Genomic DNA, 19293 nt, shown 5'->3' with positions numbered 1-19293 from the left:
TCAGGCCCGGATCTGTGCGAGCATGCGGCCGAGGCCGGCATCGATCGCGGTCGGATCGACGGCTTCGGGACGCCGATAGAGGTCGTCGGCGAAGACGCGGCCCGGACCGCTGCGGAAGAAGTCGGTGCCGAAGGTGGCATCGAGCGTCGCCGCCCAGGCTGGGCCGCGGGTGCGGGCCGCCTCCTCGCCCTTCAGCGTGCGCACCACGCGGCGCAGGAGGCGGGCCTGGGCGACGCGCCGGGCTTCGGGCTCCAGCTGCGCGGCGAGCGCGAACTCCCGCAGGGCCGCCCGCCGCAGGGATGCGCCGCGACGCGCGCGGAGCAGGCGGATCCCGCCGACGAGCAGCGCGAGGCCGAAGCCGAGGACGATGGCGGCCACCATCTCGGGCTGCACCGCCCCGTTGCCGCCGGTGGGCAGGTGCAGGCCGCGCAGGGTGGAGAGGTCGGGGGTGGCGGTCATTCCTTCCGCCCCCGCGCGTGCCCGCTCCCGGTCTCACAGCACCGCATCGAGCCGCTCCATCAGGGGGGCGTAGCTCTCCGGCCCGGCCTCGACGTCGATGCGCAGGCCCTCGACGCCGCAGGCATGGAGGCGGGCGAGGCGCGGATCGATCTCATCGGGGGGCGGTGCCCCGCGGCGGGCCTGGACGGTGCCGCGATGTCCGTCGGGCAGGGCGTAGGGGTAGAAGCCGGGCGGGCGGGTGCGTTCGAAGGCGTCGCTGACCAGCAGCAGGCGGATCGACAGACGCTCGGCCAGCGCGGTGATCAGGCTCTCGAAATCCGGCCCCGGGGCGTCGAGGGCGCTCGCGACGACGAGGTGCCCGCCGGAGGGCAGCAGTGAGCGCGCGAGCGCCAGGGTGTCGGTAAGCGGCGGGTCGTCCGCCGCGGGGCGCGCCAGGGCGGCGGCGTGGGCGTGCGCCATCGCCCCGGTGACGGCGGTCATCGCCCGCTCGCCGCCGGCCGGACGGACCACGGACGGCTCGCCCGCCCCTGCCGCGATCAGGCCGATGCGACCGCCATCGCCGACGATGCGCCAGCCGAGCAGAGTCAGCGCCTCCGCGCCCGCGACCGAGCGCAGCGCCCGGCGGGTGCCGAACAGCATTGAGGGCCGGAAGTCGGCGAGCAGCACCACGGCGCGGTCGCGCTCGTCGTGGTGGGTGCGCACGTGCAATTCGCCGGTGCGGGCGGTGGCGTTGCGGTCGATGAAGCGGCGGTCGTCGCCCTCGGACCAGGGCCGCACGTCGTCCGGCTCGGAGCCGCGCCCGCGCTTGCGCGTGACGATGCCGCCGGGCAGGCCGGCGATGGTGCGGGTCGAGGGTGAGACGCCGCGCCGGGCGAGGTGGCGCAGGCTCATCAGCCCGGCACCGGAAAGGTGGATGCCGGGGGCGTCGGTCGGGTCGCTTGCGGGAGCCGCGGTCGCGGTCATGGCGGCTACAGCGCCCGTGTCCGCTCGACCAATCCGCCGACGATGCCCCGCGTGGTGCGCCCCTCGGCCGCCGCGCGCCAAGTCAGGCCGATGCGGTGTGAGAGGGCGTCGGCGGCCAACTCCGCGATGTCCTCGGGCACGACGTGGTCGCGGCCGTGCAGGTAGGCCCGCGCCTTGCCGGCGACCATCAGGGCGAGCGTGCCGCGCGGCGAGGCCGGGTGCTCGATCGCCGCGCGCAGCTCCGGCGCGACGCTGTCGCCGCGGGTGCCGGCCACGAGCCGCACGAGATAGTCCTTGAGGGCCGGCGAAACGTAGGTGGCGAGCGCGGCCTCGCGGGCGGCGATCACCTCGGCGACCGAGAGCTTCACCGGCATCGCCTCGGCGTGGTGATTCAATTCGCCCTCGACGAGATCGAGGATGCGGCGCTCGGAGGCCTCGTCGGGCATCTCGACGACGACGTGGAGCAGGAAGCGGTCGAGCTGCGCCTCCGGCAGCGGGAAGGTGCCGGCGTGCTCGATCGGATTTTGCGTCGCCACCACCATGAAGGGGTCGGGCAGGCGGTGGGTGTGGCCGGAGACGGTGATCTGCCCCTCCGCCATGGCCTCCAGCAGCGCCGACTGCACCTTGGGCGGGGCGCGGTTCACCTCGTCGACGAGGATTAGCGAGTGGAACAGGGGGCCGGGCAGGAACTCGAAGGTGCCCGCATCCTGGCGCCAGACGGTGGTGCCGGTGAGGTCGGCCGGCATCAGGTCGGGCGTGCACTGCACGCGGGCGAAGGAGCCGTCGAGCCCGTCCGACAGACGCTTGACCGCGCGGGTCTTGGCGAGACCCGGAGCGCCCTCGATCAGCAGATGGCCGCCGGTCAGAAGCCCGATCAGCAGGCGCTCGACCAGCTTGTCGGCGCCGATCAGGCCATGGCTCAATCCGTCGCGGAGCTGGAGGATGCGGTCGCGGACGGGCGCCGGCTCCGCCGCGGGACGGGCGAGTGCCTCGACGCTCATGCGCGCGCCTCTGCCAGCGCCCCGAGCGCCGGTCGAACCTCGGCCATCGTCGCAGGAGAACGATCCTGCCGCATGTGCGTCTCCTCAGCGTGGGTTTTTCTTATGGGTCCCACAATCCTGCCGGTGTGCCCGCTGCCCGGTCGCCGCGTCAATCCCGCGCCATGACCCTGGCCACGGGCAAATTGACCGCATTCGAGCGGGCGCACGCAGATCGGTGACGTTTCGTCACGCAACCGTCACGCTTGTGCGACAGCGGGGAAAACCTGCGATACCGAACCACTCCCCGAAAGGTCCGATGCCCGGCCCGTTTCCCTTCCCCACGCCCGAAGCCCTGAATTCCGGCATCAGCCTCGCGGTCGCCTTCGGCCTCGGCACCCTGATCGGGGTCGAGCGGCAGTACCGGCAGCGCAGCGCGGGCCTGCGCACCGCCGTGCTGGTGGCGCTGGGCGCCGCCGCCTTCGTCGATCTCGGGATGCGGCTGACCGGCGGCGAGGGAGCGACCCGCGTCGTGGCCTACGTCGTCTCCGGCATCGGCTTCCTCGGCGCCGGCGTCATCATGAAGGAGGGCATGAACGTGCGCGGCCTCAACACCGCCGCGACCCTCTGGTGCTCGGCCGCCGTCGGTGCCTTCTCCGGAGCCGACCTGCCGCTGGAGGCCTGCTTCGTCACCATCGCCGTGCTCGCGGGCAACACGCTGCTGCGCCCGCTCGTCAACCTGATCGACCGCATCCCCATCGACGAGAGCGCGACGGAGGCGACCTACGAGGTGCAGGTGACGGTGCCCGCCGAAGCGGCCGGTCTCGCCCGCGACCTGCTGGTGGAGCGCCTGGAGGCGGCGGACTACCCCGTCGGCACCACGGAGGTGGAGGAGCGCGGCGAGACCACCGTCGACGTCATCGCCACACTCACCGCGACGACGGTCCATTCCAAGGATCTCGACGCCGTGGTGGCCGATCTGAAGAAGCGGCCGGAGGTGCGCCACGCCACGTGGACGGTGCAGACGGGCGATTGATCGGGCCCCGCGCCGGGGCCTACGGCGACACGCGTATCCCGGTGCGAGCACGGTCCAGCGACGATGACGAATCCCGAACGAAGCGCCCTGATCGTCGGCGCCTCTCGCGGCCTCGGGCTCGGCCTCACCGAGACCTTCCTGCGGCGTGGCTGGCGGGTCACCGCAACCCGGCGCGGGGGAGCGCCCGGCCTCGAACGGCTCGCGACGCGCGGGGTACGGGTCGAGACGGTCGATATCGATGACGATGCGTCCGTTGCCGCCCTGCACGGCCGGCTGGATTGCGAAACCTTCGACCTGATCTTCGTCGTGGCCGGCGTCCTGGGGGAATCGGACCGGCCGCTTCACACGGTGCCGCGGGCGGTCCACGCCCAGGTCCTTCTCACGAACGCGGTGAGCCCGATCCTGTTCGCGGAGGCCTTCAGCGACAGGCTGCTGCCCGGTGGCACACTCGCCTTCATGTCCTCGGTGCTCGGCAGCGTCGGCCTCAACACCGAGGGCGGCTGGGAGAACTATCGAGCCAGCAAGGCGGCGCTGAACACCAATGCCCGGAGCTTCGCCGCGCGCCACGCCGAGCGGAGCTTCGGCGTGCTGCTGCTGCATCCGGGCTGGGTGGCCACCGACATGGGCGGCGAGGGCGCCGACCTCGACGTCGCCACGAGCGCGGCCGGGCTGGCGGACGTGATCGAGGCGAGGGCCGGCCGGACCGATCTCGCCTTCCTCGACTACCGGGGCGAGGCGCTGCCCTGGTGAGCCTGGGCCTCCCTCCGACCGGTTACCGCGACCGCCGGAAGGGCGCGGAAGAGGGCTCAGCGGCGCGTGTCGAGGGGCCGGCTGCGGCGCTCGACCACCACGGTCGGGCGGCTGCGCCGCTCGACGATGACGGCACGCGGCGGGGCGCGGTTGGGGCTCGCTGGCGCCAGGATGCGCTGCTCCTGGGGCCGGTGCGCGGGCCGCGCCGCCGCCGCCTTGGCCGCGGCGACCACGTGCGGGCGCACCTCGTCCGCGCTCAGGCCGATCAGCCCGCAGGCGATCTCCACCTGCTGCTCGACGTCGTCGGCAAGGTCCTGGGCGGCGGCGACCGCCTCGGCGACGGTCGGCGGCTCGCGCCGCACCCGGATCGGAGGCAGATCCTGGAAGCTCTTCGGGGTTCTTTTCACGGCACGACTCGCGGTCTTCATGCACCGATCTTAGGACGGCCCGCCCGATTTGTGCATTGCACACAAATCGGACGTGACGGACCGCCGGCCGCATGGCTGCCGGGCGGACGCCCCGCTCGTCGAGCATGCAGGATGCGCGCCGACAAGGAGCGCCGCCAGCACATTCGTTGACGCGGCCTTCCGGCGGGGTTCGACACGCGACGGTCAAAGTGTCGCGGCGGCGCAGCAAATGGCGTGACCCGCGATTCGGTCGACCGGGGCGGCGGAAATCGTACGCTGCGAGCGAGCGCATCCCCAATCCCGCCCCGATCCTGCGTCAGTCCCACGTCCCACGATGCCAGACGCTCCCGACCCCCGCCTCACTCCGGCCCGGCCCGACCTCGCCGACCTTCGCCTGAAGGGCATCGTCGCGGCAGAGCGCTACGTTGCCGGAGAGCCGGCGCGGGTCGTCGTTCCCGCTGCCCCGCTGCGCCGCGCGCCGCGTCTCGAGGCCGGGCTCGAGACCGAGGCGGTGATGGGCGATGCCGTGACGGTGTTCGAGATCCGCCACGGCTTCGCGTGGGTCCAGATCGTTCGCGACGGTTACGTCGGCTACCTGCCGGAGGCGGCGCTTGGGCCGGCCGATCCGGCGCCGACCCACCGGGTCGCGAGCTTGCGCACCTTCGTCTATCCGGCGCCCGACCTGAAGCGCCCGCATGTTGCTCATCTGAGCCTCGGCGCCGCCTTTGCAGCGCAGGTGCAAGAGGGCGAGTACTGGCAGCTCGCCGGCGGCGGCTTCGTTTTCGCCGGGCACGCCGCGCCGCTCGGGGCCGTCGAACCGGATTTCGCGGCCACCGCCGAGCGGCTCGTCGGCACGCCCTATCTCTGGGGCGGGCGCACCAGCCTCGGCCTCGATTGCTCCGGCCTCGTCCAACTCTGCCTGCAGATGGCGGGACGCGCCTGCCCGCGCGATGCCGACCAGCAGGAGCGGGCGCTCGGCAACGCCCTGCCGCCGGGGCTCGATGGGCTCCGGCGCGGCGATCTCGTGTTCTGGAAGGGCCATGTCGGGCTGATGCTCGACGCTGATCGGCTGATCCACGCCAACGGCCACCACATGGCGGTGGCGGTCGAGCCGCTGCGCGAGGCGGTCGAGCGCATCGCCGCCAAGAGTTTCGGCGCCGTCACCTCGATCCGGCGGCTCGATCCGGTCGCCTGAGGGCGCTCAGCCGGCGCGGACGCGATCGGGGGCCAGTGAGGCCACGGCCTCGGCGAGGGCATCGACCTGCCCCTCGTCATGGGCGGCCGAGAAGGCGACCCGCAGGCGTGCCGTGCCCGCCGCTACCGTCGGCGGCCGGATCGCGACGACCAGGAAACCGCGCGCCTCCAGAGCCGCCGAGAGGGCGAGTGCCGCCTCGGCTTCGCCGACGAGGACGGGCACGATCGGGCTCTCCGCCTCCGGCAACCCGAGCCGCGCGGTGAAGCGGCGGGCGAGGGCCAGGGGGCGGGCGGCGCGCTCCGGCTCGGCCTCGACGATCTCCAGGGCGGCGAGCGCGGCGGCGGCGGAGGCCGGCGGCAGGCCGGTGGTGTAGACGAAGCTGCGGGCCCGGCTCGTCAGCAGGTCGATCACCGGCCGCGAGGCGCAGAGATAGCCGCCGTAGGAGCCGAGCGTCTTCGACAGCGTCCCCATCTCGAGTGGCGCCCGCGAGCCGGGCTCGACCACGCCCAGACCGTGGGCGTCGTCCACCAGCGTCCAGGCATCGTACTCGCCGGCGAGCGCCAGGATCTCGGCGAGCGGCGCCCGGTCGCCGTCCATGCTGAACACCCGCTCGGTGAGGATCAGCGCCCGCCGCGCCGCGCCGCGATGCTCGGCGAGCAGGGCGCGCAGCTGCGCGCCGTCGTTGTGGGCGAAGCGTACGACCTGTGCGCCCGACATCTTCGCTCCCGCGAACAGGCAGGAATGGCCGAGGTCGTCGATCAGGATCAGGTCTCCCGCGCCGACCAGGGCCGGGGCGATGCCGAGATTGGCGAGGTAGCCGGAGCCGAAGACCAGGGCCGCCTCCTTGCCCTTGTGCCGGGCGAGCCGCGCCTCCAGCGCCGCCAGGGGAGGGGCGTTGCCGGTCACCAGCCGGGAGGCGCCCGCGCCCGCGCCGTAACGCGCGAGGGCATCGGAGGCGGCCGCGATCACCCGCGGATCGTGGGCAAGGCCGAGATAGTCGTTGCAGGAGAACGAGACGAGGCGGCGGCCGCTCCGCTCGGCCGCCGCCTCGGCGCCGCGGGCGGTCACGACCAGCCGGCGGCGCAGGGCGGCGGCCTCCAGGCCGGCGAGCTTTTCCGCGGCGAAGGCGTCGAGGCTGTGCGAGTGGTTCGGCGACATGGCGCCTGAAGGCGACGGGTCCCGGGGGATGTCAAGCCGCCGGCCGGCGTGAACCCGGCGCGGGGCGGCGCGTTGCTCCACCTCTCTCGGAACACGCCGCCATGCTGCGTTGCCTCATCCTGGCTGTCCTGCTCCTGGCCGGTGCCTTCGCGATCACGGTACCGGCCTCCGCCGGTCCGGCCCAATCCTACCTGTTCGGCGAGCAGCGCTTCCGCAATGCCTGCCGGCCACCGCTGAAATATGCGGCCGGGGCCTGCGTCCGCCGCTGCCCGGCGGGCTACCAGTCCTTCCGCGGCTACTGCCGCTTCCGCAACATGCGGTGGTGATCGTCACGCGGGCGGCTTGCGGCGCGGTTCGCACCGTGCGAGCGTCAGGCCGTCCGATACAGACGATACGGGAGAGCCCAGGCCGCTCGGAAGAGAGGTTATGGCGCCGACGGAGCAACCACCCCCGGAAACTCTCAGGCACAATCACCGTATCGTTGGACAATCTGGAGAGAGGCGCCGTCCGGCGTCCACCGAAGGAGAAACCTCGCTCGGCCACGGGTGAGGGAAGCTCTCAGGTAAGCGCGACAGATGGGGGCAACTTGCCAGCCGGCCGGCGGGCAAGATCCGTCTGTCGTGGAGTGCCCGATGAGTCCGCAAGCTTCCGGGGCCGTGAGCCCTGCCGCCCCCAGCCCTGCTGATCTGCTGGCCCAGACGCCGCTGCACGCGCTCCACCTGCGCCTCGGCGCCAAGATGGTGCCGTTCGCGGGCTACGCGATGCCGCTGCAATACCCGGCAGGGCTCTTGAAGGAGCACCTGCACACGCGGGCGGCGGCCGGCTTCTTCGACGTGTCGCATATGGGCCAGATCGCCGTGACGCCCCGCTCCGGTGATGTCGCCGATGCGGCCCATGCTCTCGAAGCGCTGATCCCAATCGACATCCTCGGCCTCGGAATCGGGCGCCAGCGCTACGGCTTTCTCACGGACGAGGCCGGCGGCATCCTCGACGACTTGATGGTGGCGCGCCTGCCCGACCGGCTCCACGTGGTCGTCAACGCCGCCAACAAGGCCGCCGACCTCGCGCGCATCCGGGCGAATTGCCCCGAGAGCATCGACGTGGCGCTCGTGCCGGACGCGCTGATCGCGCTGCAGGGGCCGAAGGCCGCCGAGGTGCTCGCCCGCCTCGCCCCGGAAACCGCGGCGATGCGCTTCATGGATGTGCGCGCGGTCGATATCCTCGGTACGCCCTGCCTCGTCAGCCGCTCCGGTTATACCGGCGAGGACGGGTTCGAGATCGCCGTGCCGGCCGAGCGCGCCGAGGCGGTGGCCGAGGCGTTGCTCGCCGCGCCCGAGGTGATGCCCGTAGGCCTCGGCGCCCGCGATTCCCTGCGCCTCGAAGCCGGCCTTCCCCTGCACGGCGCCGACATCGACGCCGGCACCAGCCCGGTCGAGGCGAGCCTCGCCTGGGCAATCTCACTCGTCCGCCGCCGGGGCGGCGTCCGCGAGGGCGGATTTCCCGGCGCGGACCGCATCCTTGCCGAGATGGAGGCGGGCCCGGCCCACCGCCGCGTCGGCCTGCGCCCCGAGGGCCGCGCGCCGGTGCGGGCGGAAGCCCCGCTCTTTGCCGCGGAGGCCGGCGGCGAGCCGATCGGCCGCGTCACCTCCGGCGGCTTCGGCCCGACCCTCGGCGCGCCCGTCGCCATGGGCACCCTGCCGGCGGCGCTTGCCGCCCCCGGCACCCGCATCTTCGCGGAAGTGCGCGGACAGCGTCTGCCCCTCGTCGTCTCCCCGCTCCCCTTCGTCCCGGCCGGCTTCAAGCGCGGCTGATTGTCTTCAGACCAGGAGTTCGAACCATGCTGCGTTTCACCGACGAGCACGAATGGCTGCGCCTCGACGGCGACGTCGCCACGGTCGGCATCACGGCGCATGCCGCCGAACAGCTCGGCGACCTCGTCTTCGTCGAGCTGCCGAAGGTCGGCGCCCGGCTCACCAAGGGCGAGGCGGCGGCGGTGGTCGAGTCCGTCAAGGCGGCCTCCGACGTCTACGCGCCGCTCTCCGGCGAGGTGACCGAGGTCAATGAGGCGGCTTTGTCCGATCCGGCCTCGGTCGGGGCCGACCCGCAGGGCGCGGGCTGGCTCTACCGGCTCAAGCTCGACGACGCCTCCGCCATGGACGCGCTGATGGACGAGGCGGCCTACGCCGCGTTCGCGAAGTAGCGCGTCCGCCAATCCCTTCCCCCGACGGATCTCCGGCTTGCCCGAAATCCGGAAAGCATCTGCCCAAGTCGGGCAGGCCCGGATTGGGGGGTGGGAGGGTGGCCCTCGCGTCAGCGAGGGTCGGGAGAGGGGAGCGCCATGTCCGGAGGGACCCGAGCCGGCCCCTCATCCGCCCGCTCCGCGAGCACCCGCTCCCGCGAAGGGGAGAGGGAAAGCCGAAGCTTTCGCCCGAGAGGCATCCGATGAAATACGATCGCCACGATCCCTTCGATTTCGCCGCCCGGCGCCATATCGGGCCGAAGCTCTCCGAGATCGACCAGATGCTGGAGACGGTCGGCACCAAGTCGCTGCACGCGCTGATCGACGAGACCCTGCCCCCCGACATCCGGCAGGCGGAGTACATCGACTTCGGCGCCTCGCTCACCGAGCGGCGCTCCCTGGAGAAGCTGCGCGCCACCGCCAACAAGAACCGGCTGCTCGTCTCGCTGATCGGCCAGGGCTATCACGGCACGACGATGCCGCCGGCGATCCAGCGCAACATCTTCGAGAACCCGGCTTGGTACACCGCGTACTCGCCCTACCAGCCCGAGATCAGCCAGGGCCGGCTGGAGGCGCTGCTCAACTTCCAGACCCTGGTCTGCGACCTGACCGCGCTCGACGTGGCCAACGCCTCCCTCCTCGACGAGGCCACCGCCGCGGCGGAAGCCATGGGCATGGCGCGCCGCGTGGCGAAATCGGACCGGACGGCCTTCTTCGTCGACCGCGACTGCCTGCCCCAGACCATCGCCGTGCTGAGGACCCGCGCGGCGCCGCTCGGCTGGGAGATCGTCGTGGGCGATCCGTTTTCGGATCTGGACCCGTCCGCCGTCTTCGGGGCCTTGTTCCAGTATCCCGGTGTGAACGGCGCGGTTCACGATTTCTCCGAGGTCATCGCCGGGCTGCACGAGGCCGGCGCGCTCGCCGTGGTCGCCGCCGACCCGTTGGCGCTGACGCTCCTCAAGGCACCGGGTGAGATGGGCGCCGACATCGCCGTCGGCTCGATGCAGCGCTACGGCGTACCCATGGGCTATGGCGGCCCGCACGCCGCCTATCTGGCGACCCGCGACGCCCACAAGCGGGCGCTGCCCGGCCGCATCGTCGGCGTGTCGGTGGATGCCCGCGGCAACCGCTCGTATCGCCTCGCGCTCCAGACCCGCGAGCAGCATATCCGGCGCGAGAAGGCGACCTCGAACATCTGCACCAGCCAAGTGCTGCTCGCGGTCATCGCCTCGATGTTCGCGGTCTATCACGGGCCGGCCGGACTCAAGGCCATCGCCCTGAGGGTCCACCGCGACGCGGTGCGTCTCGCCGCCGGGCTGGAGCGCCTCGGCTTCACCGTCGAGCCGAAGCACTTCTTCGACACCATCACCGTGCGGGTCGGCGCGTTCCAGGGCGTGATCCTGAAGAGCGCGGTCGAGAACGGGGTGAACCTGCGCAAGGTGGGCCACGACCGTGTCGGCATCAGCGTCGATCAGCGCACCCGGCCCGACATCCTGCAGGCGGTCTGGCGCGCCTTCGGCGGCACCGATCTCGCCTATGACGAGACCTACCCGGAGCCGCGCCTGCCCGCGGATCTGGAGCGGACCTCAGAGTACCTGACCCACCCGATCTTCCACATGAACCGGGCCGAGAGCGAGATGACGCGCTACATGCGCCGCCTCGCGGATCGGGATCTGGCGCTCGACCGGGCGATGATCCCGCTCGGCTCCTGCACGATGAAGCTCAACGCCACCGCCGAGATGCTGCCGATCTCCTGGCCGGAATTTTCGGAATTGCACCCCTTCGTCCCCGAGGAACAGGCGTTGGGCTACCGGGAGCTGATCGACGATCTCAGCCAAAAGCTCTGCGCGATCACCGGCTACGACGCGATCTCGATGCAGCCGAATTCGGGTGCGCAGGGCGAGTATGCGGGGCTGCTCGCCATCCGAGGCTATCACCTGTCGCGGGGGGAGGGGCATCGCACGGTCTGCCTGATCCCGTCCTCCGCCCACGGCACCAATCCGGCCTCGGCGCAGATGTGCGGCATGAGTGTTGTCGTGGTCGGCGCCGACGCACACGGCAACATCGACGTCGATGACTTCGCGAAGAAGGCCGAGCAGCACGCGGACAAGCTGGCCGCCTGCATGATCACCTATCCCTCGACGCACGGCGTGTTCGAGGCGCGGGTGCGCGAACTCTGCGACATCGTCCACCGGCATGGCGGCCAGGTCTATCTCGACGGGGCCAACCTCAACGCCATGGTCGGGCTGGCCCGGCCCGGCGATATCGGGGCCGATGTCAGCCACCTCAACCTGCACAAGACCTTCTGCATCCCGCATGGCGGCGGCGGTCCGGGCATGGGACCGATCGGCGTCAAGAGCCACCTGATCCCGTTCCTGCCCTCCGATCCGCGCACCGGCGAGGAGGGCGCGGTCTCGGCTGCCGCCTTCGGCTCGGCCTCGATCCTTCCGATTTCCTGGAGCTACTGCCTGATGATGGGCGGGCGCGGCCTGACCCAGGCGACGCGGGTGGCGATCCTCAACGCCAACTACATCGCGGCACGGCTCTCGGGCGCCTACCCGATCCTCTATGCCGGGCGGAATGGGCGCGTGGCGCACGAGTGCATCGTCGATGTCCGCCCCTTCCAGAAGAGCGCCGGGGTCACTGTCGAGGACATCGCCAAGCGCCTGATCGATTGCGGCTTCCACCCGCCGACGATGAGCTGGCCGGTGGCGGGCACGCTGATGATCGAGCCCACCGAATCCGAGACCAAGGCCGAGATCGACCGCTTCTGCGACGCCATGCTGGCGATCCGGGAGGAGGTCCGGGCGATCGAGGAGGGGCGGATGGATCGGACGAACAACCCGCTCAAGAACGCGCCGCACACGGTGCAGGACCTGATCGGCGCCTGGGAGCGGCCCTATTCCCGCGAGGCGGCCTGCTTCCCGTCGGGATCCTTGCGTATGGACAAGTACTGGCCGCCGGTGAACCGCGTCGACAACGCCTACGGCGACCGCAACCTCGTCTGCTCCTGCCCGCCGCCGGAGGCCTACGGCGAGGCGGCGGAGTAGGGCTGCGCCGCATGGACACCCTCCCCCCTTTGCGGGGAAGGGTGCCCGCGGAGCAGGCGGGAGAGGGGGGCGACGCTTCCGAAGAGTGCGGAGTCAGCCCCTCACCCGACCCCTTCGGGGCCACCCTCTCCCGCAGAGGGGAGAGGGAAGGGCTGACGCGTTTGACTCCGTCCGCGCCACCCCTCAATCCCCGCGCATGACCGCGCTCGACAGCCACCACCTCTGGCGCCCCTACACCCAGATGAAAACCGCCGCGCCGCCCCTGGAGGCGATCGCGACGCGGGGGACGCGCATCACGCTCAGGGGCGGGCGCGAACTGATCGACGGCATCGCCTCGTGGTGGACGGCGGTGCACGGCTACAATCACCCGCACATCGCGGCGGCGATGGCCGACCAGCTCATCCGCATGCCGCATGTCATGTTCGGCGGGCTCACCCATGCCCCGGCCGAGCGGCTGGGCGCACGCCTCGCCGCGCTGCTGCCGGGCGATCTCAACCACGTCTTCTTCACCGATTCCGGCTCGGTCGCCGTCGAGGTCGCCCTGAAGATGGCGGTGCAGCTCTGGCTCAACCGCGGCGAGGCCGGCCGCACGCGGGTGCTCGCCTTCCGCGGCGGCTATCACGGCGACACGATGGGCGCGATGTCGGCCTGCGACCCGGAGGAGGGGATGCACCGCCGCTTCGGCACCTACCTGCCGAGCCAGGTTTTTTGCGATCTGCCCCGCACGGCCGAGGCGGAGGCTGCGCTCGACGCGGCCCTCGCCCGCCATCGCCACGAGCTCGCGGCGGTGATCGTCGAGCCGCTGGTGCAGGGCGCCGGCGGGATGCTGGCGCATCCGCCGGAGGTTCTCGCCACGGTCGCGCGCCTCGCCCGCCGCCACGGCCTGCCGCTCATCGCCGACGAGATCTTCACGGGGTTCGGCCGCACGGGGACGATGTTCGCCTGCGAGCAGGCGGGCGTCGTGCCCGATATCCTCTGCCTGTCGAAGGCGCTCACCGGCGGCACGATGGCGCTCGCCGCCACCGTCGCCACCACCGAGATCTTCTCCGCCTTCTGGTCGGACGACCCCGCGGCGGCGCTGATGCACGGCCCGACCTTCATGGCGAACCCGCTCGCCTGCGCGGCCGCCAATGCCAGCCTCGACCTGTTCGAGATCGAGCCGCGCTTGACCCAAGTTCGCGCCATCGCCGCGCGCCTGGAGGCGGGTCTCGCGCCCCTGCGCCGGCTCGCCGGGGTGCGGGACGTGCGGGTGCTCGGCGCCATCGGCGCGGTGCAGTTCGCGCAGGCCCCCGACCTCGCCGACCTGAAGCGGCGCTTCGTCGAGCGCGGCGTCTGGGTGCGGCCGTTCGGGGACATCGTCTATCTCACTCCCGCGCTCACCATCGACGAGGCGGACCTCGATCGCCTGATCGGGGCGGTGACGGCGGTGACCGAGTCCACCCTATCGACCGGCCCACGCGACGCTTGAGCCAGGTCGAGACTCGCCGTCCCGGCCGGATCAACCGGATGAGGCGCGAGTTCGGCTCGCCTCGCCCGGTTCGCGGCGCGGAGCTTGCAGGCTTGTCCGGTACGGACCGCCAGGAACCCTGTCACGAAACTCTGTCATGGAGCCCTGCCACGGGACCCTGCAACCCGCAGCGGGGTTACTCGTTGGATCATCGCAGCGCAGCGGTTCCCGCCATGGGAAACGGCCAAGTCTGCAAACAACGGGTCTGCGAACAACAAGTCTGCGAACAGCTTGGGTCGCTGGAGCAAATTGGGGAGAGCTTAAGGTGGCGAGCCAGACCGAGACGACGAATCCGGAATCCGACCGTCCCGTCATCCTCCTCGTCGAGGACGAGGCCCTCACCATCATGGACCTCGGCGACGTGCTGGAGGAGGGGGGATACGACACCGTGCAATGCGCCTCCGCCGAGCGCGCCCTCTCGATCCTCCAGGCCCGGCCGGATATCTGCGGCCTCGTGACCGACGTGCAGCTCTCGGGCCGCGTCGACGGGTTCGAACTCGCGACCTCCGTCGCCCAGGCCCGGCCGAACCTGCCGATCCTGATCGTATCCGGCCGCGCCTCGCCCGATCCCGAGCGAATGCCGGCGGGCGCTCAGTTCATCGCTCGTCCCTGCGCGGGCGAGGACATCCTGGCCCGCCTCAAGGGGCTGATGCCGCAGTGCTGAGCGCGGCGCGCCCGTCCGCGACCGTCTCCGCCAGACCCCGTGCGAGGCCGTAGCGCGGAGCGAAGCCGACTTCCTCCGCCAGGCGCCGGATGTCGGCCTCGATGCAGGCCGGCTCGGTTGGGCTGAGCGGGCGGGCGCCGAAATCAATCAGGTCGGTCCGGCCGGTAAGTGCACCGACCGTTTGCAGAAGCTCGCGGACCGGCACGGCCTCGCCGGAGCCGATGTTGACGGGGCCCTCCACCGCCGAGTCGAGCAGGGCCGCGAAGGCGCCGCCCGCGTCCGCGATGTGGAGAAAATCGCGCCGCTGCCGGCCCTCGCTGGTGGCAAGACGCGCGCCCTGGAGCAGCGCCCGCGCCGCGTCGCCGACGAGCCGGCCCGGGGTTTCGCCGGGACCATAGAGGTAGAACAGCCGCCCCCAGCCGAGGGAGAGTCCGGCCTCGGCGGCGTAGGCTTGCAGGACGCGGCGCAGACCATCCTTGGCCGCACCGTAGAGCGTCGCCGGCCGGCAGGGGGCTGCCTCCGCCAATCGACCGTCTCGGATCTCGGCCACAGCCCCATTCGCCGTAGGCCCGGAACTGGATTGCCGCCGAGGGCGCTTCTCCTCGGACGGCTCCATCGGTGCCGCCCGCTCATCCGGGCTCTCACGCGTCGCGCTGACAGCGGGGCCGTCGCGATCCTCGCCGGCGGAGCCGGGCGAAGGAAGTCGCGCGATTTCGGTCCAGTCGTACTCTGCGCAGGTCCCGGCCACGACCGCGCGGGTGCCGCCGCTCTCGCGAAACGTCCGCACGAGGTCGAGGCTCGCCGCGGTCCAGTCGAGGTTGTCGGGTGCCTGCCAGTAGCGGCCGGGCGTGGTGATCCAGGCGAGATGGAGGAGGTGGCTCGCGCCCGCCGCCCGCACGGCGGCGCGCCGTAGGGCCGGATCGAGCAGGTCGGCGGCGTGGAAGGCGTGGACGCCCGCGGGCGCCGTCCTGCCGATCGCATGGACCTCGAAGCCGCGGGCGGTGAGCGCCGCGACCGCGTGGCGGCCGACGAAGCCGGCCGCGCCGGTGACGAGGACCCGCTTCAACGCCCCGCCCAATCGGGAAAGGCGAGATCGCGCGGCGCGATCACCGTGACCGGCTCGGGCCAGGCGAGCCCGAAGGCGGGATCGTCCCAGCGCACCCCGTCGGCGGCGGCGGCCACGAAGGGCCGGTCGATCATGTAGAGGACTTCCGCGTCGTCGCTGAGCGTCTGAAATCCGTGGGCGAACCCCGCCGGGATGTAGAGGGCATGGTGGTTGGCGGCCGAAAGCGTCACCTGCAGGGTCCGCAGGTAGGTCGGCGATTCGGACCGCAGGTCGATCACCGCGTCGCGGATCAGGCCGCCCGTGCAGCGCACGAGTTTCGTCTCGGCGTGCGGTGCCCTCGAAAAATGCATGCCGCGCACGGTGCCGCGGCGATGGTTGAACGACACGCTCGACTGCGCGAAGCGCCCGATCAGCCCGTGTTCCGCGAACTCGCTCTCGCAATGGGTGCGGGCGAAGAAGCCGCGCTCGTCCGCATGCGGCTCGGGCGTCACGCGGAACAGGCCGGGGAGTTCGAGTTCCTCGAAGATCATGGGACGACCGGATCGTTGCGACCCGCAACCGGGTCTTCGGCCGTCTCCCTCCACGCCGCCGTCATCGCGCGGGGTGGCGAAGCGATCCAGGGTGCTCCGGACAGACCGTGCCCCGGATTGCTTCGGCTCCGCCTCGCGAGGACGGGGAGAGCCATCAGAACACCGTCAGCTCGGGGATCGCCACGGCGAAGCGCCCGCCCCACTCACGGATGGCGGCCATCTCGCCGGCGATCTCGTCCTTGAGGTTCCAGGGCAGGATCAGCACGGTGTCCGGGCGCAGCGCGAGAAGGTCGTCGGGCGAGACCACGGGGATGCGGCTGCCGGGCAGCCACGTGCCCTGCTTGTGCGGCGAGCGGTCGGCCACCGCCCGGATCAGCTCCGGCTTGACGCCGCAATAATTGAGGAAGGTGTTGCCCTTGGCCGCCGCGCCGTAGGCGCAGACCGTGCGGCCCGCCGCCCGCTCCTCGATCAGGAAACGCAGGGCCGCGCATTTGATGTCGGCCACCGCCTGCCCGAAGCCGTCGTAGCCGGACGGATCGAACAGCTTCGCCCCCCACTCGCTGAGCACCACATGCTCCAGCGCCGGGGTTGGCTGGTGGGATGCGGCCTCATGGCAGGCGAAGACGCGCAGCGAGCCGCCATGGGTCGGCCATTCCTCGACATCGAACACCCGCAGGCCTTGTTGGCGAAGGATGCCGATCACGACGCCGAGCGAGAGGTAGGAGAAGTGCTCGTGGTAGATCGTGTCGAACTGCCGGCTCTCGATCATCCGCAGCAGGTGCGGGAACTCGAACGTTGCCACGCCCTCCGGTTTCAGGATCTCGGCGAAACCCGCCGCGAAATCGAGGATGTCGGGCACGTGGGCGAGCACGTTGTTGGCCGCCGTCAGATCCGCCCCGTGGCCCTCTGCCGCGAGCCGCCGGGCGGTCTCGCGGCCGAAGAAGGCGACCTCCGTCGGCACGCCGCGCTCCACCGCCACGCGGGCGACGTTGGCCGCCGGCTCGACCCCGAGCACCGGCACGCCGCGCCTGACGAAGTATTGCAGCAGGTAGCCGTCGTTGCTCGCGACCTCGACGACCTTGCTGTCCGGCCCGAGGCCGAAGCGCGCGATCATCGCGTCGACATAGGCTTCTGCGTGCCGTAGCCAGCCGGCGGAGAAGCCGGAGAAGTAGGCGTAGTCGGAAAAGATCGCCTCGGGGCTCTCGAAGGCTTCGAGCTGCACCAGCCAGCAGGCGTCGCAGACATAGGCGTGGAGCGGGTGGAAGACCTCGCCCCGGTGGCGCCGCTCCGGCGTGACGTAGGAATTGGCGAGCGGCGACAGGCCGAGATCGCAGAAGGTCCGGGTCAGGGCAGCGCCGCAGGCGCGGCAGGTCGGGGCGATCACGCGAGGACTCCGGCTTGAACTCCGGCTTGGGCGCCGACCCCGGCTCCGGGCTGGCCCAGCGCCTCGTAACGCGCGATCTCGACCTCGGCCAGGGCCCGAGGATCGGCGCCGGCGGCGGCTGCGCGGTACCACGCCGCGGTCCAGTCGAGCGCGGTGTCGAGCGGCAGGCGCCGGTCCCAGCCGAGCCGGGCGCGCGCCTTCGAGGCATCGACCTTGAGATAGGTCGCCTCGTGCGGATGGGTTTTTTGCGAGAGGTGCCAGCCGGCGCCGTCGCCCCAGCCGCGGGCCAGCCGCTCGACGAGGGTCGCGACCGGCCGGCAATCCTCGTCCGCCGGCCCGAAATTCCAGCCCTCCGCGAAGCCCTCGCCGCCCGCGCCCGCGAGGCATTCGGCCAGCCGCAGGTATCCGGCCAGCGGCTCCAGCACGTGCTGCCACGGGCGGATCGCGTGCGGCGCCCGGATCTCCACCGACTCACCCGCTCCGAACGCCCGCACGATGTCGGGGATCAGCCGGTCGAGGGAATAGTCGCCGCCGCCGATGACGTTGCCCGCCCGGGCGCTGGCGATCCGCGCCGGGTGGCCGCCCGGACCGAAGAACGAGGCGCGGTAGGCGCTCGTGACGAGTTCGGCGCAGCCCTTCGAGGCGCTGTAGGGGTCACGTCCGCCCATCGCCTCGGTCTCGCGGTAGGCGTAGGGCCATTCGCGGTTCTCGTAGGCCTTGTCGCTCGTCACCACCACGACGGCGCGCACGCCGGGCGCGCCCCGCACCGCCTCCAGCAGGTGGACGGTGCCCATGGTGTTGATGGCGAACGTCCCGACCGGGTCGGCGTAGGAGGGCCGCACCAGGGCCTGGGCGGCCATGTGGATCACGATCTCGGGCTCGGCCGCCGCGACGGCCTCGGACAGCTCGGCTCGGTCGCGGATGTCGCCGATCCGCGACTGCTCGGACGGAAAACCGATCGCCGTGAAAAGGTTCGGCTGCGTCTCGGGCGGCAGGGCGAAGCCGGTGACGCGGGCGCCGAGCCGGGCGAGCCACAGGCTCAGCCACGCGCCCTTGAAGCCGGTATGTCCGGTGAGCAGAACGCGCCGTCCGGCCCAGAAGGCGGGATCGGGATTGAGCGCACCCATCACCACACCTTCCACGGGGCGTCGCCGCGGGCCCAGAGTTCTTCGAGATGCTTCTTGTCGCGCAGCGTATCCATCGCCTGCCAGAAGCCGGTGTGGTGGTAGGCGTGCAGCTGCCCGTCACGGGCGAGGCTCTCCAGAGGCTCGCTCTCCCACACGGTGGCGTCGCCCTCGATCCGGTCGAGCACATCCGGCGAGAGCACGAAGAAGCCGCCGTTGATGGTCGCCCCGTCGCCCGCCGGCTTTTCGCGGAAGCTGCGGACCGCGTCGCCCGCGAGATCGAGCGCGCCGAAGCGGCCGGGCGGCACCACGGCCGTCAGGGTGGCAAGACGCCCGTGCGCCCGATGGAATGCGGCGAGGGCGGTCAGGTCGATGTCGGCGACGCCGTCGCCGTAGGTCATGAAGAAGTCGTCCTCGCCGAGATAGTCGCGCACCCGCTTGAGCCGCCCGCCGGTCATGGTGGCGTCGCCGGTCTCGATTAGCGAAACCTTCCAGTCCTCGGCGGCCGAGCGGTGGAACTGCACGTCGCCCCGGCCGAGGTCGAGCGTGACATCGCTCAGGTGCAGCCGGTAGTTGAGAAAGAACTCCTTGATGACGTAGCCCTTGTAGCCGAGGCAGATCACGAACTCGGTCACGCCGTGGGCGGCGAAGATCTGCATGATATGCCAGAGGATCGGCCGTCCGCCGATTTCCAGCATCGGCTTGGGGCGCACCACGGTCTCCTCCGAGAGCCGCGTGCCGAGCCCGCCCGCGAGGATCACGGCCTTCACCGTCGGTCTCCGAG

At 71.6% G+C, this 19293-nt stretch carries 19 protein-coding genes and 1 riboswitch; of the genes, 9 read left to right on the top strand and 10 right to left on the bottom strand.

The window, feature by feature from the left end:
• Genes MPPM_RS04340 through MPPM_RS04330 form a run of 3 tightly spaced genes read right to left on the bottom strand, consistent with a single transcriptional unit; the run spans position 1 to position 2423 of the window.
• On the bottom strand, positions 1-459 hold the full coding sequence (locus MPPM_RS04340) for a DUF4381 domain-containing protein (RefSeq protein WP_096483994.1): 459 nt from the start codon (positions 457-459) through the stop codon (positions 1-3).
• 33 nt (positions 460-492) lie between these two features.
• The gene (locus MPPM_RS04335; protein ID WP_096483993.1) at positions 493-1422 is read right to left on the bottom strand and encodes a DUF58 domain-containing protein; all 930 of its coding nucleotides are present in this window, start codon (positions 1420-1422) and stop codon (positions 493-495) included.
• Positions 1423-1427: 5 nt separating this feature from the next.
• Entirely contained in the window at positions 1428-2423 is a 996-nt protein-coding gene (locus tag MPPM_RS04330; RefSeq protein ID WP_017487227.1) for an AAA family ATPase, read from the bottom strand.
• Positions 2424-2718: 295 nt separating this feature from the next.
• Here MPPM_RS04330 and MPPM_RS04325 point away from each other — a divergent pair, with 295 nt between their 5' ends.
• On the top strand, positions 2719-3435 hold the full coding sequence (locus MPPM_RS04325; RefSeq protein WP_096483992.1) for an MgtC/SapB family protein: 717 nt from the start codon (positions 2719-2721) through the stop codon (positions 3433-3435).
• 63 nt (positions 3436-3498) lie between these two features.
• Positions 3499-4185: an SDR family NAD(P)-dependent oxidoreductase gene (locus MPPM_RS04320; RefSeq protein WP_096483991.1), complete on the top strand. Its 687-nt coding sequence runs from the start codon at positions 3499-3501 to the stop codon at positions 4183-4185.
• Between the two features lie 56 nt (positions 4186-4241).
• On the opposite strand, the gene MPPM_RS04315 is transcribed toward MPPM_RS04320, so the two are convergent.
• Positions 4242-4613 (bottom strand): hypothetical protein, encoded by a 372-nt coding sequence (locus MPPM_RS04315; protein WP_096483990.1) that lies wholly within the window; start codon positions 4611-4613, stop codon positions 4242-4244.
• 313 nt (positions 4614-4926) lie between these two features.
• Between MPPM_RS04315 and MPPM_RS04310 the strand changes: the two genes are divergently transcribed.
• Complete coding sequence (locus MPPM_RS04310; RefSeq protein WP_096483989.1) at positions 4927-5787, top strand: C40 family peptidase; 861 nt, start codon at positions 4927-4929, stop codon at positions 5785-5787.
• A gap of 6 nt (positions 5788-5793) precedes the next feature.
• Here MPPM_RS04310 and MPPM_RS04305 read toward each other — a convergent pair whose 3' ends face one another.
• A complete protein-coding gene (locus tag MPPM_RS04305; protein ID WP_096483988.1) occupies positions 5794-6945 on the bottom strand; it encodes an aminotransferase class I/II-fold pyridoxal phosphate-dependent enzyme in 1152 nt (383 codons plus the stop codon).
• A gap of 101 nt (positions 6946-7046) precedes the next feature.
• On the opposite strand from MPPM_RS04305, the gene MPPM_RS04300 reads away from it, so the two are divergent.
• The 6 genes from MPPM_RS04300 to MPPM_RS04275 all read left to right on the top strand — a co-directional run bounded on the left by MPPM_RS04300 (position 7047) and on the right by MPPM_RS04275 (position 14405).
• Complete coding sequence (locus tag MPPM_RS04300) at positions 7047-7271, top strand: hypothetical protein (RefSeq protein ID WP_017487233.1); 225 nt, start codon at positions 7047-7049, stop codon at positions 7269-7271.
• 58 nt (positions 7272-7329) lie between these two features.
• Positions 7330-7431: riboswitch (glycine riboswitch) on the top strand.
• Between the two features lie 146 nt (positions 7432-7577).
• Positions 7578-8756, top strand: a complete 1179-nt coding sequence (gcvT, locus tag MPPM_RS04295) for a glycine cleavage system aminomethyltransferase GcvT (RefSeq protein WP_096483987.1) — start codon at positions 7578-7580, stop codon at positions 8754-8756.
• 26 nt (positions 8757-8782) lie between these two features.
• Positions 8783-9145, top strand: coding sequence for a glycine cleavage system protein GcvH (gene gcvH / locus MPPM_RS04290; RefSeq protein ID WP_096483986.1), 363 nt, complete (start codon positions 8783-8785; stop codon positions 9143-9145).
• Positions 9146-9387: 242 nt separating this feature from the next.
• Complete coding sequence (gcvP, locus tag MPPM_RS04285) at positions 9388-12234, top strand: aminomethyl-transferring glycine dehydrogenase (RefSeq protein WP_096483985.1); 2847 nt, start codon at positions 9388-9390, stop codon at positions 12232-12234.
• A gap of 196 nt (positions 12235-12430) precedes the next feature.
• Positions 12431-13702 carry an adenosylmethionine--8-amino-7-oxononanoate transaminase gene (locus MPPM_RS04280; protein ID WP_096483984.1) on the top strand — a complete coding sequence of 424 codons (1272 nt, stop codon included), beginning with the start codon at positions 12431-12433 and terminating at the stop codon, positions 13700-13702.
• Positions 13703-14006: 304 nt separating this feature from the next.
• Positions 14007-14405, top strand: coding sequence for a response regulator (locus MPPM_RS04275; protein WP_096483983.1), 399 nt, complete (start codon positions 14007-14009; stop codon positions 14403-14405).
• Here MPPM_RS04275 and MPPM_RS04270 read toward each other — a convergent pair.
• The 5 genes from MPPM_RS04270 to rfbF form a co-directional block, all read right to left on the bottom strand.
• Positions 14380-15471: an NAD-dependent epimerase/dehydratase family protein gene (locus MPPM_RS04270; protein WP_096487716.1), complete on the bottom strand. Its 1092-nt coding sequence runs from the start codon at positions 15469-15471 to the stop codon at positions 14380-14382. The two genes, MPPM_RS04275 and MPPM_RS04270, sit on opposite strands and share 26 nt — an antisense overlap.
• Positions 15468-16001 carry a dTDP-4-dehydrorhamnose 3,5-epimerase family protein gene (locus tag MPPM_RS04265; RefSeq protein ID WP_096483982.1) on the bottom strand — a complete coding sequence of 178 codons (534 nt, stop codon included), beginning with the start codon at positions 15999-16001 and terminating at the stop codon, positions 15468-15470. Before MPPM_RS04265 ends, MPPM_RS04270 begins: the two co-directional genes overlap by 4 nt.
• A 154-nt stretch (positions 16002-16155) precedes the next feature.
• Positions 16156-17385 (bottom strand): class I SAM-dependent methyltransferase, encoded by a 1230-nt coding sequence (locus MPPM_RS04260; RefSeq protein WP_096483981.1) that lies wholly within the window; start codon positions 17383-17385, stop codon positions 16156-16158.
• A complete protein-coding gene (gene rfbG, locus MPPM_RS04255) occupies positions 17382-18512 on the bottom strand; it encodes a CDP-glucose 4,6-dehydratase (RefSeq protein WP_096483980.1) in 1131 nt (376 codons plus the stop codon). Before rfbG ends, MPPM_RS04260 begins: the two co-directional genes overlap by 4 nt.
• Complete coding sequence (rfbF, locus tag MPPM_RS04250; RefSeq protein ID WP_096483979.1) at positions 18512-19279, bottom strand: glucose-1-phosphate cytidylyltransferase; 768 nt, start codon at positions 19277-19279, stop codon at positions 18512-18514. Before rfbF ends, rfbG begins: the two co-directional genes overlap by 1 nt.
• Positions 19280-19293: the final 14 nt, after the last annotated feature.

The organism is Methylorubrum populi (assembly GCF_002355515.1).
GTDB lineage: Bacteria > Pseudomonadota > Alphaproteobacteria > Rhizobiales > Beijerinckiaceae > Methylobacterium > Methylobacterium populi_A.
This window is presented reverse-complemented; position numbering and strand designations above follow the sequence as displayed.

Bases quoted from the DNA above. Each gene is read 5' to 3' on its own strand.
- MPPM_RS04340 (WP_096483994.1), bottom strand. From the start codon at position 459: ATGACCGCCACCCCCGACCTCTCCACCCTGCGCGGCCTGCACCTGCCC.
- MPPM_RS04335 (WP_096483993.1), bottom strand. From the start codon at position 1,422: ATGACCGCGACCGCGGCTCCCGCAAGCGACCCGACCGACGCCCCCGGC.
- MPPM_RS04330 (WP_017487227.1), bottom strand. From the start codon at position 2,423: ATGAGCGTCGAGGCACTCGCCCGTCCCGCGGCGGAGCCGGCGCCCGTC.
- MPPM_RS04325 (WP_096483992.1), top strand. From the start codon at position 2,719: ATGCCCGGCCCGTTTCCCTTCCCCACGCCCGAAGCCCTGAATTCCGGC.
- MPPM_RS04320 (WP_096483991.1), top strand. From the start codon at position 3,499: ATGACGAATCCCGAACGAAGCGCCCTGATCGTCGGCGCCTCTCGCGGC.
- MPPM_RS04315 (WP_096483990.1), bottom strand. From the start codon at position 4,613: ATGAAGACCGCGAGTCGTGCCGTGAAAAGAACCCCGAAGAGCTTCCAG.
- MPPM_RS04310 (WP_096483989.1), top strand. From the start codon at position 4,927: ATGCCAGACGCTCCCGACCCCCGCCTCACTCCGGCCCGGCCCGACCTC.
- MPPM_RS04305 (WP_096483988.1), bottom strand. From the start codon at position 6,945: ATGTCGCCGAACCACTCGCACAGCCTCGACGCCTTCGCCGCGGAAAAG.
- MPPM_RS04300 (WP_017487233.1), top strand. From the start codon at position 7,047: ATGCTGCGTTGCCTCATCCTGGCTGTCCTGCTCCTGGCCGGTGCCTTC.
- gcvT (WP_096483987.1), top strand. From the start codon at position 7,578: ATGAGTCCGCAAGCTTCCGGGGCCGTGAGCCCTGCCGCCCCCAGCCCT.
- gcvH (WP_096483986.1), top strand. From the start codon at position 8,783: ATGCTGCGTTTCACCGACGAGCACGAATGGCTGCGCCTCGACGGCGAC.
- gcvP (WP_096483985.1), top strand. From the start codon at position 9,388: ATGAAATACGATCGCCACGATCCCTTCGATTTCGCCGCCCGGCGCCAT.
- MPPM_RS04280 (WP_096483984.1), top strand. From the start codon at position 12,431: ATGACCGCGCTCGACAGCCACCACCTCTGGCGCCCCTACACCCAGATG.
- MPPM_RS04265 (WP_096483982.1), bottom strand. From the start codon at position 16,001: ATGATCTTCGAGGAACTCGAACTCCCCGGCCTGTTCCGCGTGACGCCC.
- rfbG (WP_096483980.1), bottom strand. From the start codon at position 18,512: ATGGGTGCGCTCAATCCCGATCCCGCCTTCTGGGCCGGACGGCGCGTT.